Raw genomic sequence first — 20,742 nt, 5'->3', positions numbered from 1 at the left:
TACGGTTGATATACCACACGACATATTTTAAAGTCTACCTCTTGGCAGTCTGGCTAACTGTCATAAAAGTCAGATAGACTCAAAACCAAATAAATAAAAACAACGTCACAGGCACATAAACATGTTCGAACAAAAGACATTTCAGTTAATGAAGAACACTCTTGAAGGCAAGGTGAAGAATATCGATGTCATCCCACGATGCAGCAAAGAGTCACTAATTGAGGCCATTCATAGCGCATCAACTGTTAATGACTTAATCGGAATCAATAAAGCGATTCTGCGCCTCATTAGTAAGGCTTAGCTGGTGCTTTGGGACGGGTAGTTGACCTGTCCCTTTTTAATTAGCGTTTAATTGATGAATGCGGACCTGGTAATTTCAATTTAGGTTGAAATTCACCTTTCGCTCCCATGTCCACAATGGTGTATTCGTTGTAACGCTCGGTGCAGTCATAGCGACTCTGGCTTAGTTTATGAGCGTTAATCATCAGCTCTTCTAACTCAAGATTATATTGATGAAACTCTTCTTCGGTTAATGTCAGCTTTGCGCTAATCAAGTAAACATTATTATCGTCAGGATCTATCTCCTGGACTTCGGCCTTTAGAGCATCAATCACTTGGTTTTTAAAGAAATTTGAGAACTGGCTATGCTTTCCAAATGCAATGTGCCGTGGTACCGATAGCTTAAACTCCAATCCCTCAGAGAGTGCAATCAACCCAACATTTTCCAAATCACGTAAATAAAGGTACATAGATTGTTTATCTAAGTCATAACGCTGCATGAGGTCGTCTGCACTAAGGTACTCATCAATAATGCCAGCTATTAGTGTATAAAGCTCCGGCGATTGACAAAACGCGCTATCTTGTTGTTCTGTGTAGGTTGGCACTTCACTGACAGCGTTTTCTGCATTCAAAACAATGGTCGATAACGGTGTTTGGATCAGAGCTGCAATGTCATTCATCCGACTAATGGAAAGCGGCTGATGTAAGTTGAGCATCCGTTTTACACTGACTTCCGACACCTGAAGTGCTTTAGCAACATCCAAGTAAGACATTTTTGAGTTTTTCAGCGCTCTTTTTAACTCTTCGCAAATCTGTTTAGCGATGGCATCCATTGTACAAATGTCCCAAGTTTCTTATCGTGCCACCTAAAGTATCACATTAAGACCTAATTTTGTTTCCAATTGAGGAAACGAATCAATATGCGACCATAAAAACTCAACCACACTATATTAGGTCGCCTTATGATGAACACTATTTTCGATTTTGTCCCTGAACTACAACGACGCAGCTATCAAGAGAATTTAGCTCCAAAAGCTCAATCTGGCTTTTTCAACTCGACACAAAAAAGCCAGCTTAAATTAGCTGGCTTGGCAATCATTGTGGTGGTCTTAAGTGGACTTTTATTTCGCTTTTACATATAAGTCCTTAGAGTAGATTCGCCCTTCAACATTATTCATTGGAAACCCGCCGACCGTCGGCCTTACTAAGCGAGCTTGCATGTAATAATAGATTGGCGCAATCGGCATATCCTGGGCTAACAAGGATTCTGCCTGATCGTAAAAACGCGCTCGCTCTTCGTCTGTAGTTGCAGCGAGTGCTCCATCAATAATCTTGTCGTAAGCCTTGCTCTTGTAAAACGCTCGGTTGCCCGCATTATCAGACGTCATCAGACTTAAGAACGTAGATGCTTCATTGTAGTCTCCGCACCAAGAAGTACGAAGTACGTCAAAGTTACCTTCACGACGAGCCACCAAGTATGATTTCCACTCTTGATTCTCTAACTCTACTTTTGCCCCCAAGTTTTTATTCAGCATTGACGCAATCGCTACAGCAATTGATTTATTGCTTTCGCTTGTATTGTATAGAAGTTTAATGTCCAGTGGGTTGGCATCGTTGTACCCTGCTTCAGCGAGTAACTTCTTAGCCTTCTCATCACGTTGTTTTTGTGTCCACTTGCTGTAATCAGGTTGCGTCGCGTCAAAGCCCGCTACATATTTGTGAGCAAACGTATAAGCAGGAAGATTTCCAACTTGTGTTACACCATCTGTAATCACATCACGCATAATGGTGTAGGAAACCGCTTGACGCACTTTTGGATCATTAAATGGCGCTTTGGTCGTATTGAAAGCGTAATAGTAGGTACACAGCAAAGGAACAACCGTATAGGCATCCGGCTGTTCTTTCTTGAGCTTTGGTGCCATTGCAGTTGGTACATCCGAGGTAATGTCCACTTCTCCAGAGGCGTAGCGGTTCATCGCTGCTGTTTGACTTTCAAACGGAATATAAGTGACTTGATTGAGTACCGTATGATCGTTATCCCAGTACTGATTGTTTCTCGCCAGTTCAATACGTTCGTTAATGACCCAGTTCTTTAGCACAAACGCGCCGTTAGAAACCATATTCCCTGGCCTAGTCCACTTATCTCCAAATTGCTCTAGGTTTGACTTATGGACCGGCATCATTGATGAATGTGCAGTCATAGCGACAAAATACGGCACCTGACTGTCCAGCTCATACTTTAAGGTGTAATCATCCACAGCTTTTACCCCTAACGAATCTAGCGGCGCTTCTCCATTAATGATGGCTTGAATATTCTTAATTTTGGTCAGCTTTAAATACCAACCATTAGCCGAGGCAAAGTTAGGATCGGCGGCTCTTTTAAGGCTATAAACGAAATCTTGCGCGGTAACCGGATCGCCATTTGACCACTTCGCATCTTTTCTTAAGTGAAAGACAAAGGTTTTGTTGTCACTAGTTTCCCAAGACTCGGCAACACCGGGAATGACATTTCCTTCTTTGTCTTGAATCACTAGACCTTCAAATAAGTCCCTTAGAACATGCATTTCTGGTAACCCCTCAGCATTAGCCGGGTCCAGCGTTGCTACTTCCGCATCGTTGCCACGTACGATTTTTTGAGTCTCAGCCAGTTGTGTGCCATCGGGCACCGTCGCACTCTGTACTGAAAACGTCGCTGCAATGAGCGCTGAGAGAATCGATACTTTCCATGAAGTAGTGTGTTTCATCCTAAACCGCCTGATTGGTGTCGTTATTATAAATTTGCCCTTTGGTCATCGATAACACATTGGTTTCTTTACAACAAAAAGGCTTTCAATAGCATTACATCACTATTTATGGCATATATAACCACAGAATGCCGTGAGGAAAGGCAAGAAGTTGGGATGTAGAAAATGGATAATGCAAATCAAACAAAGCCGCAATTACGCCCAAGGGCACTAAGGGCAGAATTTCAAAACAAACCAGAAACGTATGGTCACTCTGTTTTAGGCGCACCATTATTGTACTTTCCGGCCCAAATCAACTCACCGGAGCGAGGACTCATACTGGCAGGTACCCACGGAGATGAGACCGCATCCATTACCGCGTTGTCGTGTGCCCTTCGTACCCTGCCTGCTGAATACCTGAAACACGATGTTATCTTATCAATGAACCCTGATGGCAATCAGCTGGGGACTCGCGCCAATGCCAATCAAGTCGATCTAAATAGAGCTTTCCCGACGAAGACATGGACGGACAAAGGAACAGTATATCGCTGGAGTACCTCAGCAAGTGAACGTGACGTCAAAGTAAAAACTGGTAATGTGACTACTCTTGAACCAGAGATTAGTGCCCTTGTTGACCTGATCGAGGCTCGAAGACCACAGTTTGTCGTATCACTTCATGAACCATTAGCCTGTATCGATGATCCGGAACATTCTGAATTAGGTAAGTGGCTTGCAAAGCGTTTCTCACTGCCTTTGATTGACGATGTCGGGTATGACACGCCTGGTTCGTTTGGGAGTTGGTGTGACGAGAAAGGACTGCCTTGTATCACACTCGAATTTCCTGCCATTTCAGCGGACAATGCGATAGAAGAACAGTTAGAAGCACTTATCGATTTGTTGCAATACAGTTCAACAAGTGCTTAATCACAACGGTTACTTGTCATTGCGACGTTTGAATTTGCGGCCAAGATAAACCACACCGACTAATAATGCGATGTAGTAAAAAAACTGGCTAACATACATACCAATTTCATCTTTGTTCGGTAGATTCACGTGCTCCCAAAATGTGAATACCTGTTCCGACTTACCCGAATCAAAAATCATCCAGACGGTCACCGCCAGACAGACACCCATGAATACCAAATTTCTCATTTACTACACGTGCTCCATTCATTGACTCTCTTACCTTAGCCACTTATTGGACGTGGGTGAGAGCGAGTAATCTGACAAGACTATCAGCGAAGATAAACAAAATCAGTGATTCATACCCGTTAATTTTCACTCCCGTTAAAATTAATCTAGATTACTTTACATTTTTGGACATGATTTCACTTGACGTTTATGACTAACAAGATAACGTAAGCACTCATTTTGAACACGACGGCTTTGGTTTGCATACATTTAGGCAATCTATTTTTCGCACACTCTTCCTACTCACTGCCATTTTGGTAGTGATGTTTTGTGCGCTAAAAACGAACGTTGCATACCACAGCCAACTGGTAGAAGTCGCACCAATACCCGCACCTTATATGAGCGAGGCGGCCCTGTTCAACTCCAATTCCATCGAGAAAATCGTCCATAACATCACCCCAGTTGATGAACCATGTCGATTGACACAAAAGTTGCTTGGACAATCTTTTGCTCATTTAGAAACCTTTACTCCGCTTCTGTTTTTGGTCGCTTTGTTAGCACTGCTTTCTGAGCGCAAAGTTAAGCCAGCCCATACTCGCCGAAGCGATACCTATCCTCCTAAGCTCAGGCTTCACGTAACTCACTGTACTTTCCGGGAATAAAACGCCTCCAACTTAGGTCTATTTATTACTTATTGGAGATTACTGTGTCTTATACAAACACAATGTTAACGACTCGCACTACGCGTAGCCGTCTTTTAATGTCGCTTTGTCGACAAACATTTAGCACTCTAGTGCTAACGTTCGCGATCGTCTTCGTTGCACTTTACAGTGCAATGTCAAATGCGCAATCTACAGGATGGATTCAAGATCCAATGCATCCACCGGTGAAGGTTCGGCTGCTATCTACCGGCCACCTCGATCCACAAACTAAACAGATGGAGATGGTTCTTAATGTCGAACTCGATGGAGAGTGGAAAACCTATTGGCGTAGTCCCGGTGAAGGCGGTGTCGCACCAGAATTTGATTGGAGTGCTTCGACGAATGTCGAAGCGGTAGATTGGCAATGGCCCGTACCTGCTTATTATGAGCAGCTAGGGGTGATGACTTTAGGGTACAAACACGAAGTCAGCTTCCCGATTATTGTCACCGTGACAGATACGTCCAAACCAATCTTGCTCAAAGCCAACTTGCGATTGCCAAGCTGCACCAATATCTGTGTGATAGCGGATTACCCAATTGATTTAGAGATTGATCCCAATGTTCTCTCACTAGATTCCGATGCAGCGTATCTGTTTGGTCAAGGCATGAGCTTGACGCCCAAAAAGGACAACCAAATATCCGTAGAAGCAAGCTACTGGAATCAGCAAGCACAAGAGCTTCAACTTAAGCTAACCAGCAAAACGGCTTGGAAAAAACCACAGATTTTAGTCGATGGAGACGAAGTCAGTGATGAGTTCTTCGCACAGCCCAAAATAACCATCGAAGGCAATACTCTGTATGCCAAATTTGATGTTAGCAATTGGCTTGGCGAAGCAGATATCAGTGACAAAAACATTCAAATTACCGTGTCAGATGAACTGATATTAACGGAAACGTCAACACAAGTATCCACAATACCAATGGCCTATCCTGAGAGTGGAAGCCTCATTTGGATGATAGGATTTGCTCTTATAGGCGGTCTGATTCTCAATATCATGCCTTGTGTACTTCCAGTGCTTGGCATGAAGCTTAACAGTATCATCTCGGGCGTGAATCAATCGCCAAAGCAAGTTCGATTGTCATTTCTTGCTTCATCGGCTGGTATCATCAGCTCATTCCTATTACTTGCTGGTGCCTTAACATCTCTGAAGATGGCAGGGCATATGGTTGGTTGGGGTATTCAATTCCAGAATTATTGGTTTATTGCCTTTATGGCGATAGTTACCCTATTGTTTTCAGCGAATTTGCTTGGTTTATTCAACATACAACTCCCAAGCAGCCTCAACACCTGGATGGCATCTAAAGGTGACCATAGCTATGGGGGGCATTTCGTTCAAGGGATGTTTGCAACGTTACTAGCGACACCATGTAGTGCTCCCTTCCTTGGTACTGCCGTTGCGTATGCACTGGGAGCAAGCTATACCGAGCTTTGGTTGATTTTTGTGGCACTCGGCATCGGAATGAGCTTACCGTGGCTGTTGTTTACGCTGTTCCCATCCTTGGTTAATGTCTTCCCTAAACCGGGTCCTTGGATGAACAAAGTGAAGCTAGCATTTGGTGCAATGATGTTATTGACCAGTCTTTGGTTAGTAACACTACTGTCAACCTTTATTGGTTTTGCTTTAACCGCAGCGTTGGTAGCCATTATTATCATTGCTACCCTGATACTCATTGGCAAACAATACGGGCGCAAGGCAGTAGCTGTTCTCTCTGCGCTATCGATTTTTGTCGTTGGTGGTGGACTGATCATCGGCAGTGTGACCGCAGATAAATGGTCCACGCCTATCGTTGATGATCTTCACTGGCAGAAACTGGATCGTGATCAAATACCAGAGCTCGTGGCTCAAGGAAAAACCGTATTTGTTGACGTTACTGCTGACTGGTGCATTACCTGTAAAGCCAACAAAATTGGCGTCATTCTACAAAACCCAGTTTATGAAAAACTTCAGCAATCAGACATCGTACTGATGCGTGGAGACTGGACAACGCCAAGCGACAGCGTGACTCAATACCTACAGAGCTATGGACGCTTTGGAGTGCCATTTAATATTGTCTACGGTCCAGAATATCCGCAAGGCATCCCAATGCCCGTTATTCTGACGTCAGAGGTGGTTATGCAGTCTATCGATATGGCCAGCGGAGAAACACATGAAGGCTAAATCGACCGAAGAAAAACCTTGGTCCAGCCGTCTTAAAAAATGGTCAAAAGAGCTCATCAGCATTGTTATTTTGATGACATTGGTTTCAATGGCTCTGGATTGGTATCGCAGTACATCAATGCCCAGTGGTGAAGCGCCTTCGTTAAAAGCGATGACCACCCGAGGCTTGCCTGTCGATATCATTCAACAAAGCCAGGAAAAACCGGTTGTACTGTATTTTTGGGCGACGTGGTGTGGTGCTTGTAAATTTGTCAGCCCAACGATCAATTGGTTTGCAAGCGACCATCAGGTGCTATCTATTGCCCTATCGTCGGGTACAAATGAACGCGTCCAACAGTATATGACAGCTAAGGAATACGATTTTCCGGTGATTAACGATACAACCGGACTAATTAGTCGACAATGGAACATCAGTGTCACACCGACCGTTGTCATCATAAACAAGGGGCAGATTGAGAGTATCTCGACTGGCATCATCACGCCGATTGGGCTGTGGTTACGGATTTTATTTGCCTAGTGTTCACTGGGCATAAGGAAAAACAATGAAAAAAACACTTATTTCAATGGCGATCAGTATCGCTGCGCTACTTCCAACTCTGTCTCATGCTGCTTTAACCGCTGAGCAACAACAACAGTTAGACAGTATTCATCAGCTATTGACCGAAAACCCAGAGATCATCGGCGATCTACAGCTAAGTCTTCAACAGTATGTCGAAGGTCAAAAACAGCTTGAGAATGCAAAAAAGCAGAGTGAATCATGGCTAAACGATACGACAATTCACACTGTTCTGGGAAATACAGATGGATCGACAGTCATCGTCAATTTTACCGACTATAACTGCCCATATTGCAAGCGCTTGGATGGCGAACTGACGAAGTTAGTTGCTAACTATAAGGATTTAAAAGTCATCAATATCTATGTCCCGCTCAAGCAGCAAGTCATTGAAGGGCTCGATACTAACTCCGCAGCATTTGCCATTAAGGTTTGGCAGCAAGCACCTGAAAAGTTTGTAGAAGTGAATCGTCTACTTGTCGCGAAACCTGGTATACATACCAAAGACTCTATCGAAGCCATCGCGAAAAAGACAGATACAACACAGTATCTAACAGGTGATACGAAAATTAACGAGTCTTTAGTGAAAAACTACAAAACATTTGTTGCCTTGGGCTTACGTGGGACACCCGCTATGTTCATTGGCGATGAGCTGATTCCAGGCTATGTCCCTTACGACAAACTGGAACAGGTCATCAAAAAGAACATGGCTGAAAACGCTAGCTAATTGGCCCCCAACCATAATGCTCAGAAAGCTGATTGAGCTTTCTGAGCTCTTCTTTCGTTTCGGTCATTAGCCATTGCGCTAACTCCTCAACAATCGGTGAGCCCGTCCTCTTATGGCAGAAATAGCGCCAACTACTAAAATGGATCTGCGCATTTTTGGGGCACACAAGATACTCTCGTTCCAGTTCCGGTAAAGCAAGCAGTAAATCGGTAACGGCAACACCATGGCCTGACAAGCAAGCACTCAAGGTTAAATCCAAGGTAAAGAATGTTGAATTTCGCACCGGTTGATTACTCTTGTATTGGATTTTATCCAACCACACTCGCCAATCAATATGATCAAGTGTTGGATGCAGTCTTGGTAGCGTCAGAAGGTGTTCAATATCGCGGTTTTCACCGAGTAACTGCTGAGTACAAACAGGTGCCATGTACTCTTCTCGCATAAAGGATATTTCCGGATCGTTTTGATAAGCTTCACTTTCACGAGTGGTAAAAACGAATAGGTCATAATCGCCTTTCCTTAAACTTTCCTCTTCATCAATTACCGGAATAACGGCAATTTCATAATCAGGGAAACGCTCGTTTAGCTTCTGTATTTTCGGTAATAGCGCTCGAGTGGCATAACTTAACGCTGCGCGAATCACTATCTTGTTACTCTGGACTTCTTTCCAAGACTCAAGCAACGACTGAAGGGCCTGATAATTACGTCCCAAAACTTCAAACAGTGCTTGCCCTTTCAACGTCAGCTGAATTGAGCGATGACCACGAATAACCAATGATGCATTGAGATCATCTTCAAGTTGCTTAACTTGGCGGCTCACTGCACTTTGAGTAACGTGAAGCTCTTGCGCTGCAGAGGTAAAGCTCATATGCCTTGCTACGGTTTCAAAGACTTTTAGTGCATTGTGTGAATAGGGAATATTCGAATATAGATTCATAATTGCTCACATGATCTGAAGTCATGCCAGAGTGACACAAATGTTAATTGAACACCATAGTTATGCATATAAAATGACCTCATCATAACCTGAGGCTATCATGAAGAAAATTCTATCCCTTGCTGCACCACTTATTGTTTCTCAGCTAATTTCAATGGCGCTGGTCCTTACTGATGTTTGGATGATGGCACAATTGAGTGTGAGTGATCTTGCGGGTGGTGGTCTTGGAGCCTCAGTCTATACGTTCGTTTTCCTCATCGCAGGTTCAACCGTAGGATGTGTCGCTAACCTCATCGCCATTGCTTATGGACAAAGTGTAGCTCGCCCTGAGTATGGGTTAAAACAAGTCCGATTGGCAGTAAAAGGCGCTCTGATGTTAGCCGTGCTTCTGACTATCATCCTAACGACAGCGTTTGTTTTCGCCCCAGATTTTCTGAGAGTTGCTCAACAGCCTGAAGAAGTGATTACGGTCGCCATGGTCTACCTTGATACTTTAAAGTGGGCCATGTTGCCGACGCTATTGCTGCTTATCTTACGTGGCCTGACGAGTAACTATGGCGATGCCAAATCTGTGATGATTATGTCTCTGGTTACCGTCATTTTGAACGTCCCTTTCAGCTATTGGTTAGCATTTACTTTGGATTGGGGAATTGCCGGGCTCGGTATAGGTACAGCTCTTGCCGCAACACTGGTCTTAATTGGTTATGCGACTTGGGTATTCAAACGTCCAGTGTACTATCGGTTTGCACCTTGGCTCCATCTTGAGGAATACAACTGGCGTTTGATGCTACCGTTATTGTCGATGGGTATCCCTATTGCTATTGCAGGAGCTCTAGAAATGGGGCTGATATACGGTGGCACCTTGATGGCAGGGTTTATTGGCGTAACTGCTCTTGCCCTGCATCAAATCTTATTGCAATGCTTAAGTTTCACTTGGAATATTAATTTTGGTTTTTCTCAGGCTGCGGCCATTCTTGTGGGCAAAGAGTTCGGCAATGATAACCTCATTGGAGTCAAAGCCGTTGCGAAGCGAAGCTTCGCACTAGTGACGATACTAAGTGCTGTACTAGCGGTAGTCTTCATTGCTTGGCCGGACGCGATTGCCAGTTTGTTCCAACTGGATGGAGAAGGTGAACATGCATTAACGGACATGTTATCTTCATTGATTTGGGTTGTCGCACTGTGCTTCGTAGTAGATGCTTGGCAGTTGTTAGCCATTAACCTGCTTCGTGGCATGAAGATCGTCAAGCTTCCAACTCTAATGACCGCCATAGGATACTGGGCATTTGGTCTACCAGCCGCATGGTGGTTAATGGAACGCTATGAGCTTGCTGGTATCTGGGGCGGTATATTGGTGGGTTTAGCGGTAACTGGGTTATTGTTACTGGCGCAACTTATTGTCGAACTGCGTCCTTCAAAGACGCTAAGAGACAACGTGGTTGGCGTTGGCTAATAAACTGCTCGCATCATACTGGCAGAGTTATTACCATACTCACAAACTATACTGAAATCAGGATTTAACTATGTCTCTTCCTCCTTGCCCAAACTGTCAATCTGAGTATGTGTATCAGGACCAAAGCCAACTCATCTGCCCTGAGTGTGCTCACGAATGGAATCCTAATGAAGTGCCGGAAGATGCCATCATTGTTAAAGACTCGAATGGTGCAGTATTGGAAGCTGGTGACAAGGTGACGATGATCAAAGACCTTAAAGTTAAAGGCAGCTCTCTAGTCATCAAGATTGGCACGAAAGCTGTTGTTCGCAATATCAATGATGGTAAAGACCATCAGCTTGATTGCAAGGTGGATGGTGTTGGTGAAATGATGGTGACGGCAAAGTTCGTTAAAAAAGCCTAGCCCGCGCCATTACAGCTGACAAGCCAGCAGTCTTCTAGATTGACCAATAAAAACGCACATATTTTTTCACTATATAAATAAAAAATGTGCGTTTTTTGTTGTCTGACATTAGTTGTTAGTCACGTACTGCAGAATCTCCACGATCTGTTGTGGTGTCTCAGCCCATGCCATTGCCGCGGCATCTACCTCTTTAAGAGGATGAATAATCCCTTCGTCGTGCAAAGTGATAAATGGTTTATCTAACGCGGCCAACATACCAGCATCAAACGCAGCATTCCATTGACGGTACTTGTCTCCAAACCTAACTACACCAATATCGCATTGTTTAATTAGGTTTTTAGTGCGAATCGCATTCACTTTCGATGATTGATGATCGCGCCAAAACTGGACGTCGTTAGATCTAAGGTGATCGCCCGCTGCATCGCTAGATTCATGATCCGTATTCGCGGAATAAAACTCGATATCTAACTTAAGCTCTGCAGCACCTGCGATGATTTGCTCACGCCAATCTGTATGAATCTCTCCGCTCAAATACACTTTCCAACTCATTTTATTTCCTTGTTTTATGGGTTTGTCGCAATCACATCAGCTCTTATCACCATGGTGTCGAGCACCAAATCTGCAAGCAATTTACGACTGTCTAAATAGTGCGATGTCTGTTTATGTACCTGCAGTGCGTGCAGGTCTTGGTAGATTTCGTATAGGTAGAAATCTTGGGGTGCTTCCTTATCTTGAATAACGTCAAAACGGTAACACTCAGGCTCGTTTGTCACTGAGGCTTTAGCATTTTCCATCATTACTGATTTGTAGTGCTCTTCGCTACCTGGTTTCACCCGATTTCGAACAATAATGCAATACATCTTACCCTCTCCTTGGTATGAATTTGAAATCACATGTATTTATTGTATACAATTTGATTAAAAATAGAATACAAAGGATGTAAAGAATGAAAAGACCTTCTCCATTTAATGGTATGAGACACATCGCGTTAGTAGTGGAAAAGTTTGAAGAGTGTGAAGCGTTTTATACCGATATCATGGGTATGGAAGTGTTAAGAAGAGCCAATGAAAACTTGGTGTACTTAACGTGTGGCAACGATAACCTATCATTAGGAAGAGCAAAAGCTCAGCGAGTCTGCTCACCCACTAGCGTCGACCATTTTGGATTTATCGTCAACAGCAAGGAAGAGCTTCAAGAATGGTACGAATTTATGCAGGCGCGGGGCGTCACGCTATTAGACGAGCCCCACGACCATAGCGATGGCGCGCGGAGCTTTCATTGTAAAGATCCCGAGGGGCATGTCATTCAGCCCCTCTATCATCCTGTTGTTTCACACCAAACGTTCATTTAGAGCACTTGGTGTATCTGATATTACTCTTAGTGACTGTATCGTCGCTTAAGCTTCAGATTTTTCGACTTTACGATGACCTTCTTGAAGATGTACAAAATCAACAAGGTCATCGCCAGATACTTGATATGCTTGCCCAAAGCCTTTAACGAAAAGACCTTGTTCTGCTTTCAAGTTAAATAGAATGAAGTCTTGTAGTTGACTTAGACCATCAATGATTTCACCAAAGCGATCTTGCATTTGAGCAATAACAGCTTGCCATTGCTCAGTATCGCGCTCAACAATGGACGCTACAGCGTCAAACGTCAGTCGCTTGCGTGCAAAAAGCTGTTTACTGTCGCTTTCATCTTCAATCATCATTAAAGATACATTAGGATTTTTCTCAAGGTTGCGAGCATGACGAGCAATCTGAGAGATCAGAACAAAGTATCCATCCTGATTTTGGACGTAAGGCGCATAACTAACGTTTGGTCGTCCCTCTTCATCTACCGTTGCCAATTGAATGGTTTTACGTTCTTGACGAAACTCTTTGATTTCTGGGCCAAGTCGACCTTGTAAGCGTTCTTGCTTAACTTGTTGATCCATTATGAATTCCTCACTTTCTCTAATAATTATAATTCTAAATTTGAATTTTGGTTGCGCGTTTACTGGCTAGATAACCTTTGCTTAAGAGCGTTAAATTGCTCTACCTGCTCAGGGAATAGGACTCGCTTCTTGTCACGCCCTAGGTAAATCTTAAACACGTTATGACCTGTTTCATCGAAGAAACCAAAATAGTGGCTTTCGCTGCCCATAAAAGGTTTGCTTACCAAAGCCACTTTAGTAATTAGGTCGAGCTTCAAATGTCCATGAAGTTCCCCTTCCTTGCCCATCAGGTTGTAATAACCTCGAGCAACTTTACCTTTAGGGAACGGTGCTTTTACTTCAAAGATTGAGCCAAACGAATGAACTATTGTCGTCACAGGACCCCAAGTTGTTAATGATTCGAGTAACTCCTGTGCAACGCTGCCGTCTGCAATGGCAACCATCTCGTCTGGCAGTGCACAAACAACATCACATTCGGTCACTTGTAGCTTCTCAGCAATAGCAGCTGGCAATAGTGACGGTTCTTGTTCCAGTATCTCAGCAACTTGCTGTTTTAAACTTTTTGACATTTTATTTTCCGTGATAGGTTTCCAATATTTACAAGCTAGGAGGCCATCTTCGATGGATGTCCTTTGCCACTTTGACCATGGCCGTGACCATGCGGATGTGTGTTCATACCTTTACGAGGACTCAACGTATCAATCGCTTCAATGGCGCCCTGTGCGAGCGTTACAGCCCAGAAACTGCCAGCTAGAGTCAGCACCAGATAATCTTTTTCTAGCTCCACCAATCCATTTTTACCCCAAATAGCGAATAATGGTTTAAGCAGCTCGAACGTATCCTGCCCTTTGAAACTTGGTAGTGCACTGCGACGTACAACACCACTATCAAAGCCCGCTTTGAGTGCCGCATTAATGGGTTCAGTCGGCCCTTGCTTCACCATCATCGCAATCGTAGAACGACCACTCTTCATTGCGTCCATATACGCATCAAGTGAGCGATGATGCATCAACCCATAGCCACCAATGTTGCCACCCGCACCGCAACCAATAGGTAATACCTCAGCATAAGTTTTCGCCAAGCTGTTATATTGACTACGTTCACGATTGTCGCGAGCCCAATGGTTAACACTCAGTTGTTTAATATGATGCTTATCCATAAAGGCAACACCACGTTCGTACATACTGGCTTTGTCCGGGGTTGTTGCCGGCGCGGGTATTCTTCCTTTCTCGACCATGTTTAGCATCGGTGCACTACCACCAACCACCAACTGATAAAGATCCGCACCATGAGCTCCCGTATCCAAAAAGTCTTGTAAGTCTTGCTCAAACACATCCAACGTTTGGTATGGAAGTCCGTAAAGCAAGTCAATGATTATCGGAGCCTCGTCCCTTGCACTTAACGCGGCAACTCGCTCCAGCACGACTTCACGGTCATCCAATCGCTTGGCGCTTCGGCGAACTTTAGTGTCAAAGCTCTGAATTCCGAACGAAAAACGGTTGAAGCCTCCTTCAAGTGCTTTATCAAACATCTCATCGGTGAAGCGGTTGGTTCGACCTTCAAGCGTTATTTCGCAATCAGTAGACAATGGAAATGAAGAACGAATAGTTTTGCCAAGTATCTCTACCTGATCTGGCGACAAATCCGTTGGCGTTCCACCGCCGATATACACAGCGTGAAATAATCCTGATTGCGTCCACGCCAAACGGGACTTTATTTCAATCTCCTTTAATAGAGCCTCGAAATAGTCATCAACAAGCTGGCGACTCGCTGCGTTTTGAAAAAAATTACAGAATGTACACCTAACCCGACAAAACGGGATATGGATATAGAGACACCGCTTATTTGCTTTAGACACAGAAGTAGACGTGATGTTCTCAAAAATCTGAGATTGCTGCTCAGCAGCAATTGGCATCGACATTCCTCCTGCATGAGGAGATGACTTTTTATTGAATGCAAAACGGAGTGGATCCGGCGTCGATATACCAAAATGAGAATCATTTAATTGATTCAAGTCAATTTTCATAGCTAGTCTCAAAAGAGTTCAAAGCCCGTTAAACAAAGGGCTAATCCAAAACTCAAATGATCATAAATAGACTTAAATGATAATGCAATTGATAATTGATCTTATTTTCATTGTAATACATAATCTCACTTGTGAATTGATTTGAGGGATAGGCTGGAGTTGTTGTGAATATTACCCGCTATGTTGTTGCTGGCGTTGTTTCTGTTGCCTTACACATGAGCTTAATGCTGGCTCATAAAGAACAACAAGTCTTCGCAATGCCTTCTGGAAGCACTTCTCAATCTGTCTCTCTTAACTTTGTCGCTCCAAAAGCATCTCCAACAGAGAAGCCATCCGAACAGCAAAAAACAGACCCTACGCCGCAAGAAAAACCGCTAGTGAAGGAAACAGCTCCCGAAGTGGTTAAGAAAGAGGTGGTGAAAAAGAAGCCGCAACCCGTTAAGAAACCTGAACCGAAGAAAGTGGTTAAGAAGCCTCAACCTAAACCAGCTCCTAAGACAAAGCCTGTCGAAAAGGTGGTGAAGCAAGAAGAAACCAAACCACTGAAGCCAGAGAAAACCGAAGAGAAGAAAGTAGATAAAACACCATCTAGCTCTGACAGTGCGCCTAAAGCGGTCGTAAACAGTGGTGTCAGCAGCGAACCCATTTTGGTGACTGAACCAGCGTTCTTATCAAAACCAGTGCAACCGCGCTACCCGCGTATTGCCCGTAAACGTGGCATTGAAGGTGTTGCAACGTACGAAATTTGGCTAGATGAAAAGGGTCGACAAGTAAAACAGGTGCTTATCTCCTCTTCTGGCGCGACTATCTTAGATAAATCTGCGCTCGACGCTATCAAACAATGGCAATTCTCTACACATACTGTCAACGGTGTGGCGATGGCACATCGAATTCAAATACCCGTTCGTTTTAAATTGGATTAATCATGGAACAACTGCATTATCTCGAAGAGCAACTTGGCTTGATGACATGGCCACTTATCATCTGCTCTGCCTTAACCGCAATGATCATCATCGAGCGTCTATTTCAAATCGCAATTAGTAGCGGTGTAGGAAAGAGTGCTATTCGACAAGAGCTCAATCAAGCATCTCCGGTAAACGAAAAAGAGATCGAAGCACTGGCGAAAGATTTAGTTCAGAAACGCCCGCTTCTTTACAAAGGGGTGGCAATGCTCCTCGCACACCACTCATTTGCCAAATCACTTCGAGAAGACGCGGCTTCCATTTGGTTGCAAGATAAACGTCACCAACTCCACTCAGGACTACGCATTTTAGGATTGATCGGTGTTATCAGCCCGCTTATTGGCCTTCTTGGTACTGTGCTAGGTCTGATTGAGATGTTCAAAGGTATTGCGGCTGCCTCAGGCAACGTCACCCCGAATGATCTGGCTGACGGTCTTGGGCTGGCCATGAGAACCACTGCGGCAGGTCTCATCATTGCACTACCTGCTATCGCAGGTTCACAACTCATTAGCCTGTGGGCTGACAGAATTGTTGCCAAACTTGAGCACACTCTTAACTACGTTAACTTATGGTTAGAAGGCGTGGAAATGCAGCACTCTGATAAAGATCCACTCGTTGTAGACAATATCGATAAACTGCCAGCGAGAGCGGCACATGATTAAAGTCAGCCAAAACCACCAGCAGAGTTCGCTCTATCCAGATTTGACCCCACTTCTCGACATCATCTTCATCGTTATGGTGTTTCTGATGTTGACGGCATCTGTTCGTTTAGAGTCACTGCAAGTCGACTTACCCACTACCGAGTCCTCTGCCGTTTCTGAGGTAGATACGCAGTCCATTACGGTCAACATTCTGGCTCAAGAGCCCTATTGGGCTATAGATGGTAAACACTATATCGACTGGGAAAACTTCAAATTGGCTTTACTCGAACAATCCAGTTCAAGCAAAAGCCCAATCATTATTGGAGCAGAGAAAACGGCAGACGTTCAACATCTCGTGCAACTACTCGCTTTTATGCAAGAGAACGGTATACCAGCGACCCAACTGCTCACCGACGAACCAACAGACTAATAATGACTCAAGTTAAGAATCACACCAATTAACAAGGACTATTCAATGAACAAAACGCTTAAAAACCTGATGTTGGTTGGCGCACTTTCCACTATTCCTGCGGTTTTCTCTAGCGCAACTGCAGCAGAAAAAATCGTCAGCGCTGGCGCATCCGTAACTGAGCTGATTTACGCGCTAGATGCTCAATCTAAACTCGTGGGGGTTGATGTAACAAGTGTTACGCCAGAGGGAACCACTATTCCTAAGGTCGGCTACCATCGTGCCCTTTCTGCGGAAGGACTATTGGCACTAGAACCGACTCTGGTTATTGGTTCCGATGAGATGGGACCAAAACCAGCCCTCGACCAGCTAAGTCGTGTAGGTGTTGACGTTGAGGTGGTCGATACGTCTTCAACCATCGAAGGGCTGAATCATCGTATCGACCAGATAGCCAAGCTAACTAACAGCGAAGCAAAGGTTGGTGAACTAAAAGAAAAAGTAGCTCAGCAAGTAGAGGCACTCAACAGTAACCAGCCTAGTCAATCCAACATGAAAAAAGTGCTATTCCTTCTGATTCACGAAGGACGCCCGGCTAACGTTGCAGGTAATGGTACTACTCCAGACGCCATCATTAAGCTTGCAGGAGGTATCAATCCAGCGGCTAGCCAAATTGATTCGTACAAACCGCTATCTAATGAAGCCATGGTAGAAATGCAACCTGATGTGATTCTTGTAAGCGGTAGAAGCTACGAGAAAATGGGCGGAAGTGATGCGGTATTAAAAGCGCTCCCTCTGCTAGCCGCAACTCCAGCTGGGAAAAATGGTGACATCGTGACGATTGATGGCCATGCCCTTGTTGGTGGATTAGGTCTCAAGAGCTTGGCGGAAGCCAAGCGCATTAATGAACTACTTTATCCATAATCACCATAACAGCGTGGTGTTTGCCGCCACGCTGTGACCTTTGAAAGAGATATTCAACTTTTATGTTAAGACGGTTCTCTAATACCTACGTTTTCGGCGGCTTCGCAGTTTTACTCTTCTTTTCTGCTGTTTACTCGATAACAGTTGGTCCAATGAATATTACTATTATGGACAGCGTTATTGCGCTCACTAGTCGAAGCAATACCCTAGCCCCGCATATCAATTTGATTATTCACGATATCCGATTACCTCGAACCATGCTTTGTATGTTTGTTGGAGCTATTTTAGCGGTATGTGGGACGGTCATGCAGGGTTTGTTTCGCAACCCACTTGCGGAGCCAGGTATTATAGGCGTTTCCGCTGGAGCTTCTCTTGGTGGAGCGATTGCGATTGTAGGTTTTTCAATAATCGGTGTTGAGTTTCCTCAGTTTATGGCTTTAGCTGTCGTGCCTGTTTTCGCGTTTTTTGGTGGCGCACTGACAACTCTACTCGTATACAAACTTGGCACTAGCAAATTTGGAACGTCGGTAACTATTATGTTGCTTGCTGGGGTGGCTATTAGCGCACTTTCTGGCGCTGGTATCGGTTTTCTTAACTTCGTTGCCGACGATCAAATGTTGCGCGATCTTTCCTTATGGTCAATGGGCTCATTAGCAGGAGCAACTTGGGGCAAAATTGCTTTATCAGCCGTTACACTTATCGGGTTATTTTACTTTTTCTATAAAAAAGCAATGTCGTTAAATGCTCTACTTCTTGGGGAATCAGAAGCAAAACACCTTGGTATCCCAGTTCAAAAGCTCAAACGTCAATTGATTTTGCTTACTGCTGTTGGGGTGGGCGTCACCGTGAGTGTCTCGGGCATGATTGGGTTTATCGGGCTAGTCATTCCACATCTAGGACGCATGTTGTGTGGCCCAGATCATCGCACTTTACTACCACTGTCTGCTTTGTTGGGAGCGTTACTGATGACCGCTGCTGACATGTTTGCTCGGGTTGCGGTTGCTCCAGCAGAACTACCCGTAGGGATCGTGACCGCCATTATCGGCGCCCCCTTCTTTCTCTACTTACTATTCCAGCAGAAAGGGAAAATCTTATGAGTGTTACTACGGTAGATACGATAGCAATATCACAGCCTTCAATGTTAACCAAAGAAAAATCCCCTGCCATATCTGCTAATGATGTCAGTGTTAGATTTGGTGAGCGGGTGATTTTGGACAACGTAAGTATTGAGTTGAACTCGGGAGAAGTTACCACTTTGCTAGGCCCGAATGGTGCCGGAAAAAGCACCTTGTTAAAGCTGCTTTGTGGTGAAACAGAATCTGAGGCCGATGTCGCTTACTTTGGCCAGTCAAGAAAACAATGGAACCCCAAAACATTATCAAAGCATTTGGGTTTATTGCCTCAACACAGTACGTTATCTTTTCCTTTTCTTGCTTCAGAAGTAGTCGAACTTGGAGCCATTCCGCTTGATATGGCTAATAAGGACACCAAAAAGCTTGCTTTACAGTACATGCAACAGGCCGACGTAGCACATTTGGCGAATCGCCTCTACCCTTCGCTGTCAGGTGGCGAAAAGCAGCGAGTTCACCTAGCTCGTGTTCTAACTCAATTGCACCTTTCTGGCGACAAGAAGATCCTAATGCTTGATGAACCAACATCTGCACTTGACCTTGCGCATCAACACAACACTTTAGCTATCGCTCGTGAGCTAGCTGACAACCACAACACTGCGGTAGTAGTTGTTTTGCACGACTTGAATCTCGCCTCTCAGTACTCCGATAGAATCGTTATTTTACACAACGGCAAATTGGTAGCCGATGGTGCTCCAAAAGATGCCATCAATAGTGAGATGATTGAGCGAGTATATGGCTACAAAACCATTATTACTCGACATCCGCAACTTGGCTTTCCGGTCGTATTAGCAAGTTGATTAGACTGACAACTATTGGTTTTCATCAGCAATAAAAAAACCGCTTGTGAACAAGCGGTTTTTTTATGCGAGCGTTGGTTACTTTGACAACTGAATCAATGAACGACCAATCAACCATTCTAGTTCTTTATCACTGCCTTCGCCGTATTGAGACTCTACTAGTTTGTACAGCCTATCTATACCTTTCGACGCAAACTCATGCGAGTTTTCAGAAGTAACAATGTGATGGAAAAGTAGCTTCAAGATCGCCAAGAATTCTGGATTCTTCAACGACTCAATCCAACTGCCTGTAAAACCGTTGATTCCTTTTTCAAATTCTAAATGTTCCACGAACATCTTGAAAATTCGACCATCAAGCGCTGCCGTAAAGTCCGTTTTCTTTGGAAAATGGTGACTAATACCGGTTCGCGAAATACCTGTCTGTTGGCTCAAAGTGGTGTACGACATCTTGTCGTATCCTAGTCGGATGATCTGATCAACGACCGCTTCCATAATTTTCTGGATCGTAATCTCAGTATCTTCTTTACTACGCTTTGGCATTTTAAAGCTCTTCTCTTATCGTTATGTGCGTTCACTGTATGCTATACCATAATTAAAGCAGTACTCGGTATAGTTTTCTATTCATTAACGTATCGATTTGTTAAAACTCAGTTTACGGCATCTGAGGCGAATTATTAGCTAAACTCATGAACATTATACGTTTCATTGAGAATATTATAAAAAACAAACCATTGATTAATAAGTTATAAAGTCTAACACTTCTCTGATATTGATAAACTAGTCTGTACTACATCACTAGTGCGCAAGTCTCATTTATGAGAACTCGATCACAAAGATGCACTATTACTTGCATA

Annotated in this window: 26 protein-coding genes; 16 read left to right on the top strand and 10 right to left on the bottom strand. The window is 44.0% G+C overall.

The window, feature by feature from the left end:
- Nucleotides 1–121: 121 nt before the first annotated feature.
- Nucleotides 122–301: a hypothetical protein gene (locus tag OH456_RS03300; protein ID WP_006069383.1), complete on the top strand. Its 180-nt coding sequence runs from the start codon at nucleotides 122–124 to the stop codon at nucleotides 299–301.
- Between the two features lie 40 nt (nucleotides 302–341).
- On the opposite strand, the gene OH456_RS03295 is transcribed toward OH456_RS03300, so the two are convergent.
- Nucleotides 342–1,112 (bottom strand): helix-turn-helix domain-containing protein, encoded by a 771-nt coding sequence (locus tag OH456_RS03295; RefSeq protein WP_031493969.1) that lies wholly within the window; start codon nucleotides 1,110–1,112, stop codon nucleotides 342–344.
- Nucleotides 1,113–1,241: 129 nt separating this feature from the next.
- On the opposite strand from OH456_RS03295, the gene OH456_RS03290 reads away from it, so the two are divergent.
- Nucleotides 1,242–1,421 carry a hypothetical protein gene (locus OH456_RS03290; RefSeq protein WP_031493968.1) on the top strand — a complete coding sequence of 60 codons (180 nt, stop codon included), beginning with the start codon at nucleotides 1,242–1,244 and terminating at the stop codon, nucleotides 1,419–1,421.
- Here the strand turns inward: OH456_RS03290 and OH456_RS03285 are convergent.
- A complete protein-coding gene (locus OH456_RS03285) occupies nucleotides 1,401–3,023 on the bottom strand; it encodes an ABC transporter substrate-binding protein (RefSeq protein ID WP_124941324.1) in 1,623 nt (540 codons plus the stop codon). The two genes, OH456_RS03290 and OH456_RS03285, sit on opposite strands and share 21 nt — an antisense overlap.
- A gap of 165 nt (nucleotides 3,024–3,188) precedes the next feature.
- Between OH456_RS03285 and mpaA the strand changes: the two genes are divergently transcribed.
- The gene (mpaA, locus tag OH456_RS03280; RefSeq protein WP_198559101.1) at nucleotides 3,189–3,926 is read left to right on the top strand and encodes a murein tripeptide amidase MpaA; all 738 of its coding nucleotides are present in this window, start codon (nucleotides 3,189–3,191) and stop codon (nucleotides 3,924–3,926) included.
- A 9-nt stretch (nucleotides 3,927–3,935) separates the two neighbouring features.
- On the opposite strand, the gene OH456_RS03275 is transcribed toward mpaA, so the two are convergent.
- A complete protein-coding gene (locus tag OH456_RS03275; RefSeq protein WP_124941326.1) occupies nucleotides 3,936–4,154 on the bottom strand; it encodes a hypothetical protein in 219 nt (72 codons plus the stop codon).
- 239 nt (nucleotides 4,155–4,393) lie between these two features.
- Between OH456_RS03275 and OH456_RS03270 the strand changes: the two genes are divergently transcribed.
- From OH456_RS03270 to OH456_RS03255, 4 genes are all read left to right on the top strand, one after another.
- Nucleotides 4,394–4,795 carry a hypothetical protein gene (locus tag OH456_RS03270; protein ID WP_198559102.1) on the top strand — a complete coding sequence of 134 codons (402 nt, stop codon included), beginning with the start codon at nucleotides 4,394–4,396 and terminating at the stop codon, nucleotides 4,793–4,795.
- A 98-nt stretch (nucleotides 4,796–4,893) separates the two neighbouring features.
- Complete coding sequence (locus tag OH456_RS03265; RefSeq protein ID WP_270033067.1) at nucleotides 4,894–6,993, top strand: protein-disulfide reductase DsbD family protein; 2,100 nt, start codon at nucleotides 4,894–4,896, stop codon at nucleotides 6,991–6,993.
- Entirely contained in the window at nucleotides 6,983–7,510 is a 528-nt protein-coding gene (locus tag OH456_RS03260) for a protein disulfide oxidoreductase (protein WP_270032789.1), read from the top strand. Before OH456_RS03265 ends, OH456_RS03260 begins: the two co-directional genes overlap by 11 nt.
- Nucleotides 7,511–7,535: 25 nt before the next feature.
- Entirely contained in the window at nucleotides 7,536–8,273 is a 738-nt protein-coding gene (locus tag OH456_RS03255; RefSeq protein WP_038227142.1) for a DsbA family protein, read from the top strand.
- Here OH456_RS03255 and OH456_RS03250 read toward each other — a convergent pair.
- Nucleotides 8,266–9,210, bottom strand: a complete 945-nt coding sequence (locus OH456_RS03250; RefSeq protein ID WP_062462021.1) for a LysR family transcriptional regulator — start codon at nucleotides 9,208–9,210, stop codon at nucleotides 8,266–8,268. The genes OH456_RS03255 and OH456_RS03250 overlap by 8 nt on opposite strands.
- 100 nt (nucleotides 9,211–9,310) lie before the next feature.
- On the opposite strand from OH456_RS03250, the gene OH456_RS03245 reads away from it, so the two are divergent.
- Together OH456_RS03245 and OH456_RS03240 are read left to right on the top strand one after the other, a co-directional pair.
- On the top strand, nucleotides 9,311–10,663 hold the full coding sequence (locus OH456_RS03245; protein WP_038227144.1) for an MATE family efflux transporter: 1,353 nt from the start codon (nucleotides 9,311–9,313) through the stop codon (nucleotides 10,661–10,663).
- Nucleotides 10,664–10,733: 70 nt separating this feature from the next.
- Complete coding sequence (locus OH456_RS03240; protein ID WP_006075210.1) at nucleotides 10,734–11,066, top strand: zinc ribbon domain-containing protein YjdM; 333 nt, start codon at nucleotides 10,734–10,736, stop codon at nucleotides 11,064–11,066.
- Nucleotides 11,067–11,174: 108 nt separating this feature from the next.
- Here OH456_RS03240 and OH456_RS03235 read toward each other — a convergent pair whose 3' ends face one another.
- The gene (locus OH456_RS03235) at nucleotides 11,175–11,615 is read right to left on the bottom strand and encodes a YtoQ family protein (RefSeq protein WP_065311702.1); all 441 of its coding nucleotides are present in this window, start codon (nucleotides 11,613–11,615) and stop codon (nucleotides 11,175–11,177) included.
- 14 nt (nucleotides 11,616–11,629) lie between these two features.
- Nucleotides 11,630–11,926, bottom strand: a complete 297-nt coding sequence (locus OH456_RS03230) for a putative quinol monooxygenase (RefSeq protein WP_031495897.1) — start codon at nucleotides 11,924–11,926, stop codon at nucleotides 11,630–11,632.
- Between the two features lie 86 nt (nucleotides 11,927–12,012).
- Here OH456_RS03230 and OH456_RS03225 point away from each other — a divergent pair, with 86 nt between their 5' ends.
- Complete coding sequence (locus OH456_RS03225; RefSeq protein ID WP_006075207.1) at nucleotides 12,013–12,417, top strand: VOC family protein; 405 nt, start codon at nucleotides 12,013–12,015, stop codon at nucleotides 12,415–12,417.
- Nucleotides 12,418–12,462: 45 nt separating this feature from the next.
- Here the strand turns inward: OH456_RS03225 and hutZ are convergent, their stop codons facing one another.
- The 3 genes from hutZ to hutW are packed head-to-tail and all read right to left on the bottom strand — an operon-like array spanning nucleotide 12,463 to nucleotide 15,025.
- Nucleotides 12,463–12,999: a heme utilization protein HutZ gene (hutZ, locus tag OH456_RS03220; RefSeq protein WP_006075206.1), complete on the bottom strand. Its 537-nt coding sequence runs from the start codon at nucleotides 12,997–12,999 to the stop codon at nucleotides 12,463–12,465.
- 59 nt (nucleotides 13,000–13,058) lie between these two features.
- Nucleotides 13,059–13,568, bottom strand: coding sequence for a heme utilization cystosolic carrier protein HutX (gene hutX / locus OH456_RS03215; protein WP_031495893.1), 510 nt, complete (start codon nucleotides 13,566–13,568; stop codon nucleotides 13,059–13,061).
- A 35-nt stretch (nucleotides 13,569–13,603) separates the two neighbouring features.
- Nucleotides 13,604–15,025, bottom strand: coding sequence for a heme anaerobic degradation radical SAM methyltransferase ChuW/HutW (hutW, locus tag OH456_RS03210; RefSeq protein WP_270032788.1), 1,422 nt, complete (start codon nucleotides 15,023–15,025; stop codon nucleotides 13,604–13,606).
- A gap of 164 nt (nucleotides 15,026–15,189) precedes the next feature.
- On the opposite strand from hutW, the gene OH456_RS03205 reads away from it, so the two are divergent.
- From OH456_RS03205 to OH456_RS03180, 6 genes are all read left to right on the top strand, one after another.
- Entirely contained in the window at nucleotides 15,190–15,948 is a 759-nt protein-coding gene (locus tag OH456_RS03205; RefSeq protein ID WP_270032787.1) for an energy transducer TonB, read from the top strand.
- A 2-nt stretch (nucleotides 15,949–15,950) separates the two neighbouring features.
- Nucleotides 15,951–16,649: a MotA/TolQ/ExbB proton channel family protein gene (locus OH456_RS03200; RefSeq protein ID WP_270032786.1), complete on the top strand. Its 699-nt coding sequence runs from the start codon at nucleotides 15,951–15,953 to the stop codon at nucleotides 16,647–16,649.
- Nucleotides 16,642–17,058: an ExbD/TolR family protein gene (locus tag OH456_RS03195; protein WP_006075200.1), complete on the top strand. Its 417-nt coding sequence runs from the start codon at nucleotides 16,642–16,644 to the stop codon at nucleotides 17,056–17,058. Before OH456_RS03200 ends, OH456_RS03195 begins: the two co-directional genes overlap by 8 nt.
- Before the next feature lie 45 nt (nucleotides 17,059–17,103).
- Nucleotides 17,104–17,958 (top strand): heme/hemin ABC transporter substrate-binding protein, encoded by an 855-nt coding sequence (locus OH456_RS03190; protein ID WP_038227151.1) that lies wholly within the window; start codon nucleotides 17,104–17,106, stop codon nucleotides 17,956–17,958.
- Nucleotides 17,959–18,020: 62 nt separating this feature from the next.
- On the top strand, nucleotides 18,021–19,055 hold the full coding sequence (locus OH456_RS03185) for a FecCD family ABC transporter permease (protein ID WP_062458292.1): 1,035 nt from the start codon (nucleotides 18,021–18,023) through the stop codon (nucleotides 19,053–19,055).
- Between the two features lie 41 nt (nucleotides 19,056–19,096).
- Nucleotides 19,097–19,888 (top strand): heme ABC transporter ATP-binding protein, encoded by a 792-nt coding sequence (locus OH456_RS03180; protein ID WP_252040022.1) that lies wholly within the window; start codon nucleotides 19,097–19,099, stop codon nucleotides 19,886–19,888.
- Between the two features lie 78 nt (nucleotides 19,889–19,966).
- On the opposite strand, the gene OH456_RS03175 is transcribed toward OH456_RS03180, so the two are convergent.
- Nucleotides 19,967–20,428 carry a TetR/AcrR family transcriptional regulator gene (locus OH456_RS03175; RefSeq protein WP_006074644.1) on the bottom strand — a complete coding sequence of 154 codons (462 nt, stop codon included), beginning with the start codon at nucleotides 20,426–20,428 and terminating at the stop codon, nucleotides 19,967–19,969.
- Nucleotides 20,429–20,742: the final 314 nt, after the last annotated feature.

The sequence above is a fragment of the Vibrio sp. La 4.2.2 genome, assembly GCF_027586995.1.
Classification (GTDB): Bacteria; Pseudomonadota; Gammaproteobacteria; order Enterobacterales; family Vibrionaceae; genus Vibrio; species Vibrio mediterranei.
The sequence above is the reverse complement of the archived record's forward strand: the minus strand, read 5'-3'. Positions and strand labels throughout refer to the sequence as shown.

What these genes read in the sequence shown, in the direction of transcription:
- OH456_RS03195 (WP_006075200.1), top strand. Translation starts at nt 16,642, where the DNA reads ATGATTAAAGTCAGCCAAAACCACCAGCAGAGTTCGCTCTATCCAGAT.
- hutX (WP_031495893.1), bottom strand. Translation starts at nt 13,568, where the DNA reads ATGTCAAAAAGTTTAAAACAGCAAGTTGCTGAGATACTGGAACAAGAA.
- hutW (WP_270032788.1), bottom strand. Translation starts at nt 15,025, where the DNA reads ATGAAAATTGACTTGAATCAATTAAATGATTCTCATTTTGGTATATCG.
- OH456_RS03190 (WP_038227151.1), top strand. Translation starts at nt 17,104, where the DNA reads ATGAACAAAACGCTTAAAAACCTGATGTTGGTTGGCGCACTTTCCACT.
- OH456_RS03200 (WP_270032786.1), top strand. Translation starts at nt 15,951, where the DNA reads ATGGAACAACTGCATTATCTCGAAGAGCAACTTGGCTTGATGACATGG.
- OH456_RS03235 (WP_065311702.1), bottom strand. Translation starts at nt 11,615, where the DNA reads ATGAGTTGGAAAGTGTATTTGAGCGGAGAGATTCATACAGATTGGCGT.
- OH456_RS03225 (WP_006075207.1), top strand. Translation starts at nt 12,013, where the DNA reads ATGAAAAGACCTTCTCCATTTAATGGTATGAGACACATCGCGTTAGTA.
- OH456_RS03295 (WP_031493969.1), bottom strand. Translation starts at nt 1,112, where the DNA reads ATGGATGCCATCGCTAAACAGATTTGCGAAGAGTTAAAAAGAGCGCTG.
- mpaA (WP_198559101.1), top strand. Translation starts at nt 3,189, where the DNA reads ATGGATAATGCAAATCAAACAAAGCCGCAATTACGCCCAAGGGCACTA.
- OH456_RS03275 (WP_124941326.1), bottom strand. Translation starts at nt 4,154, where the DNA reads ATGAGAAATTTGGTATTCATGGGTGTCTGTCTGGCGGTGACCGTCTGG.
- OH456_RS03265 (WP_270033067.1), top strand. Translation starts at nt 4,894, where the DNA reads ATGTCGCTTTGTCGACAAACATTTAGCACTCTAGTGCTAACGTTCGCG.
- OH456_RS03290 (WP_031493968.1), top strand. Translation starts at nt 1,242, where the DNA reads ATGATGAACACTATTTTCGATTTTGTCCCTGAACTACAACGACGCAGC.
- OH456_RS03250 (WP_062462021.1), bottom strand. Translation starts at nt 9,210, where the DNA reads ATGAATCTATATTCGAATATTCCCTATTCACACAATGCACTAAAAGTC.
- OH456_RS03240 (WP_006075210.1), top strand. Translation starts at nt 10,734, where the DNA reads ATGTCTCTTCCTCCTTGCCCAAACTGTCAATCTGAGTATGTGTATCAG.
- OH456_RS03255 (WP_038227142.1), top strand. Translation starts at nt 7,536, where the DNA reads ATGAAAAAAACACTTATTTCAATGGCGATCAGTATCGCTGCGCTACTT.
- OH456_RS03180 (WP_252040022.1), top strand. Translation starts at nt 19,097, where the DNA reads ATGTTAACCAAAGAAAAATCCCCTGCCATATCTGCTAATGATGTCAGT.
- OH456_RS03285 (WP_124941324.1), bottom strand. Translation starts at nt 3,023, where the DNA reads ATGAAACACACTACTTCATGGAAAGTATCGATTCTCTCAGCGCTCATT.
- OH456_RS03245 (WP_038227144.1), top strand. Translation starts at nt 9,311, where the DNA reads ATGAAGAAAATTCTATCCCTTGCTGCACCACTTATTGTTTCTCAGCTA.
- OH456_RS03230 (WP_031495897.1), bottom strand. Translation starts at nt 11,926, where the DNA reads ATGTATTGCATTATTGTTCGAAATCGGGTGAAACCAGGTAGCGAAGAG.
- hutZ (WP_006075206.1), bottom strand. Translation starts at nt 12,999, where the DNA reads ATGGATCAACAAGTTAAGCAAGAACGCTTACAAGGTCGACTTGGCCCA.
- OH456_RS03260 (WP_270032789.1), top strand. Translation starts at nt 6,983, where the DNA reads ATGAAGGCTAAATCGACCGAAGAAAAACCTTGGTCCAGCCGTCTTAAA.
- OH456_RS03185 (WP_062458292.1), top strand. Translation starts at nt 18,021, where the DNA reads ATGTTAAGACGGTTCTCTAATACCTACGTTTTCGGCGGCTTCGCAGTT.
- OH456_RS03300 (WP_006069383.1), top strand. Translation starts at nt 122, where the DNA reads ATGTTCGAACAAAAGACATTTCAGTTAATGAAGAACACTCTTGAAGGC.
- OH456_RS03175 (WP_006074644.1), bottom strand. Translation starts at nt 20,428, where the DNA reads ATGCCAAAGCGTAGTAAAGAAGATACTGAGATTACGATCCAGAAAATT.